The 4,220-nt window shown below is 37.7% G+C and carries 3 protein-coding genes; 1 reads left to right on the top strand and 2 read right to left on the bottom strand.

Annotated features, from left to right (window positions below; genetic code table 11):
• Positions 1 to 143 precede the first annotated feature (143 nt).
• Positions 144 to 1,364, top strand: coding sequence for an ABC transporter permease (locus MW688_RS02120; RefSeq protein ID WP_486734261.1), 1,221 nt, complete (start codon positions 144 to 146; stop codon positions 1,362 to 1,364).
• Positions 1,365 to 1,392: 28 nt separating this feature from the next.
• On the opposite strand, the gene MW688_RS02115 is transcribed toward MW688_RS02120, so the two are convergent.
• Entirely contained in the window at positions 1,393 to 2,886 is a 1,494-nt protein-coding gene (locus tag MW688_RS02115; protein WP_486734260.1) for a transglutaminase domain-containing protein, read from the bottom strand.
• Positions 2,887 to 3,257: 371 nt separating this feature from the next.
• On the bottom strand, positions 3,258 to 4,220 hold a 963-nt coding region (locus MW688_RS02110), incomplete at its 5' end, for a transglutaminase domain-containing protein (protein WP_486734259.1).

Below are 4,220 nucleotides of genomic sequence, written 5' to 3'. Positions count from 1 at the left end.
AGATTTCTTCGGGATCGCACCATGTAGGTTGGGTTGAGGTGACGAAACCCAACAATATTTTTGATTATCTTCCTGCAAATTAAGCCGATAGTAGCTAGAGCCATTGTAACTGGATTATCTTAGAAAAAAAAGCTAAATATAAGATGACTAATTTAATTGAATGCTGGAAAATGGCTATTAATACCTTAGTAGCTAACAAATTACGTAGCGGATTAACCATGTTAGGGATCGTGATTGGTAATGCCTCTGTTATTACGATTGTAGGAATTGTCCAAGCATCCCAAGAATTAGCAGAAGCAGAATTTGAATCTCTAGGACCTAATGTACTTTTTATCGTGCCAGGAAGTAGAGAAAGAAGAAATACAACCTTTGAGGTGCCAAAAACCCTAGTATGGGAAGATGCAAAAGCGATCGCACTTACAGTCCCAACTATCCAAGAAGTTGCACCACAAATTAATTCTCGTCAAATAGTTAACTATCGCGGTCAAAACTTAAATAGTTCGGTACTAGGTGTAACTCCTGAGTTTCTTACTGTAAGAAGCTTTGATATTGCCCAAGGACGTTTTATTAATTCTTCAGATTTACAGAGAAATAGCCGTGTAGTTGTGATTGGCGCCGAAATCGCTGAACGTTTATTCCAGGGAGAAAACCCCCTAGGCAAACAAATTAGAATCAAAAACATTAGCTGGCAAATTATCGGTGTAATGGAAGCAAAAGGCTCCTTTTTAGGGCAAAATCAAGATGACTTCCTCTATATCCCTTTAACCACTATGGCTAATCAAATTTCTGGAAAAACCTCTCCCTATGGAACTCAATTAGACTTTATTTCTGTTTCTGTAGCAAATGATGAGAAAATAAGTGCAGCAGAATTTCAAATAAAAAATCTTTTACGCCTACGCCATAAAATCGTTGGAGAAGATGACTTTTATGTGCAAACTCAAAAAGATATCTTACAAGTTATCGGTAGGATTAGTCAGGGATTAACTCTAATGCTGGTGGCTGTTAGTGGTGTTTCTTTACTAGTAGGAGGTATTGGAGTCATGAATATTATGATTGTTTCAGTAAGTGAAAGAACCAATGAAATTGGTTTACGTAAGGCAATAGGCGCCACAAAACAAGATATTCTCTTACAATTTTTGATTGAGGCGATTATTCTCACTTCAGTAGGAGGAATACTAGGTACCCTATTAGGTGTGGGAAGTATAGTCTTATTGAGTCTATTGTCTCCCCTGTCTATGGTTTTATCTCCAGGAGTTATAGTAGTTACTGTCACTATTTCTGGAGGTATCGGTCTCTTTTTTGGAGTTATTCCGGCAAAAAAAGCAGCCAACTTAGATCCCATTGTGGCCCTAAGAAGTGTTTAATAGTTAAACCAAATATAGTCAAATGTAACTATCGAGCGTTAAATTCAAACTTACCAACGTAACTATATTCACCATATTGTTGATCTCCGGTAAACAAATTTACTTGATAGATTCCTGAATTTGGGAAAGAACAAATAATTTGATTATTTTGTGTGGGCGAGTCTGTACAATTTTTCTTTTCACCGCCATTTAGTGCTTGGTAATTGGCGAGAAACCAGCGTTTTTGAGGATTTTCTAGTTCAATAATCCCTGTTTCTTGAACATCACTTTGCGATCGCTGTGGTGCAATTAAGTTTAACTCTTGAGCATAAAATTGAGGAGTAAGCATCGGTTGACGCAGGAATTCCCCTAAAGATAGAGGTTGTTGCAAGAGTTGCCACCTAGGATTATCGGGAAAATGACTTATCGCCATAACCCGAGGCGGAGGTAAAAAATAAATGCTTGTGTATTGTTTAACAAATTTAGATCCTTTCAAATAACCACTATCCCAAGTAGGATCAATTAAGTACCAAACTCCTTGGATTTTAACTCCATTCCAAGCGTGACCTCCACCCCTTAAATCACTGCTTTGACTGCGTGTATCACCAGTTATATAAACGATTTCTTCACCAATCGCTTGTCCTAAAGCTTCTAATAATTTAGCGTAGCCTGCGCAAACGGCAGTACGTCTAGTGAATACTGCTTGTGCATCTTGGGGGGGTTTTTTCCCTGCAAGATAACCAGGTACATCGTAAGCAATGCGATCCGCTACATAATCATGTAATGCTTTGATTCTTAACACCGGATCTGTTTCTTTTTTAGCAATATATTCAGCTACTGAATTAATACTAGTCTCCACTTCTTTTGGCATATTAACAACAACTGGATGAATTCCCTGTTCTTCCCAAGGCCAATTGTTAGTATTGTTATCACTAACTGAATTCGGGGGTAAAGTTTCTGTGGTGGGTTGAGTATTGGTTTTGTCTATGTCCTGTTCTTCTTCTGGGGAATTGTTAGTATTGTTATCACTAACTGAATTCGGGGGTAAAGTTTCTGTGGTGGGTTGAGTATTGGTTTTGTCTGCGTATTCACGATAAGGATTTTGACGTACAGTTAGATACACCCACTCTACTCGGTTAGCTAATTTAAACAAATTTTCCCTCGCATACTCCACCATAACCCCTTGCTTACCATCTAACATCCAATCTCCGCGTACAGAGAGGGCTAAAAACGAGGTTTGTGGTCTTAAACCGAGTAAACAAACAATAAAAAGAAAATTAAGTACTAAACTTTTCAGGATAAAGCGATCTCCCCAGGACAAAACCCCTTTTTTTTTATTCTTTATATTTTCTACCCAATCCCAAATTATCGGTATTAGTGGAAACAGAAGAATTCCAGAAAATGCCGCTAACATAGTTTGACCATTAGTGTAAGCGACTAGGGAAGAACACAACCAGAATCCGAAAATAGGAATCAAAAAGACAAGAATATAAAGGCTAAATCTTAGTAAAGTTAAGAGCAATTTCCATATAATTGAACGCATATTCGTTTATACCTATACCAGTTAATGTATTATTTTAAGTATAACTCAGGAAAGAAAAAAAACGACAAAAAAGAGTTTTTCGCCCCCATCAGATCCAATACTGCTCGGATAAGAATCAAACATATTTATTTTGAGAAAGCAGGGAGCACCGGAGCACCGGAGCACGGGAGAGGGGTTTTTGGCTTTGTAATTAATCTCCTTTCAACCTTACTCTAATCAATAATTTTCTCTTAACAAAAGCAGTATTGCCATCAGATCTTCCATCTTTACTAAAAGTTACTGGTTGGGGTTGAGTAATGAGTTTTGAAGTAATGAGTAATGAGTGATAAAGATGCAAGATCAAAGGAGTATGGGAATTGCTATTTAAATAACTATCGAGAGTTAAATTCAAACTTACCAACGTAACTATATTGACCATATTGTTCAGATGCAGTAAACAAATTTACTTGATAGATTCCTGAATTTGGGAAAGAACAAATAATTTGATTATTTTGTGTGGGCGAGTCTGTACAATTTTTCTTTTCACCGCCATTTAGTGCTTGGTAATTGGCGAGAAACCAGCGTTTTTGAGGATTTTCTAGTTCAATAATCCCTGTTTCTTGAACATCACTTTGCGATCGCTGTGGTGCAATTAAGTTTAACTCTTGAGCATAAAATTGAGGAGTAAGCATCGGTTGACGCAGGAATTCCCCTAAAGATAGAGGTTGTTGCAAGAGTTGCCACCTAGGATTATCGGGAAAATGACTTATCGCCATAACCCGAGGCGGAGGTAAAAAATAAATGCTTGTGTATTGTTTAACAAATTTAGATCCTTTCAAATAACCACTATCCCAAGTAGGATCAATTAAGTACCAAACTCCTTGGATTTTAACTCCATTCCAAGCGTGACCTCCACCCCTTAAATCACTGCTTTGACTGCGTGTATCACCAGTTATATAAACGATTTCTTCACCAATCGCTTGTCCTAAAGCTTCTAATAATTTAGCGTAGCCTGCGCAAACGGCAGTACGTCTAGTGAATACTGCTTGTGCATCTTGGGGGGGTTTTTTCCCTGCAAGATAACCAGGTACATCGTAAGCAATGCGATCCGCTACATAATCATGTAATGCTTTGATTCTTAACACCGGATCTGTTTCTTTTTTAGCAATATATTCAGCTACTGAATTAATACTAGTCTCCACTTCCTTTGGCATATTAACAACAACTGGATGAATTCCCTGTTCTTCCCAAGGCCAATTATTAGTCTTGTTGTCACTAACTGCATTAGGGGGTAAAGTTTCTGTGGTGGGTTGAGTATTGGTTTGGTCTATTTGCTGTTCTTCTTTAGGGGAATT

The sequence above is a fragment of the Johannesbaptistia floridana genome, assembly GCF_057440575.1.
Note: the sequence above shows the minus strand (reverse complement) of the source record. Positions and strands in the feature narration are given on the sequence as shown.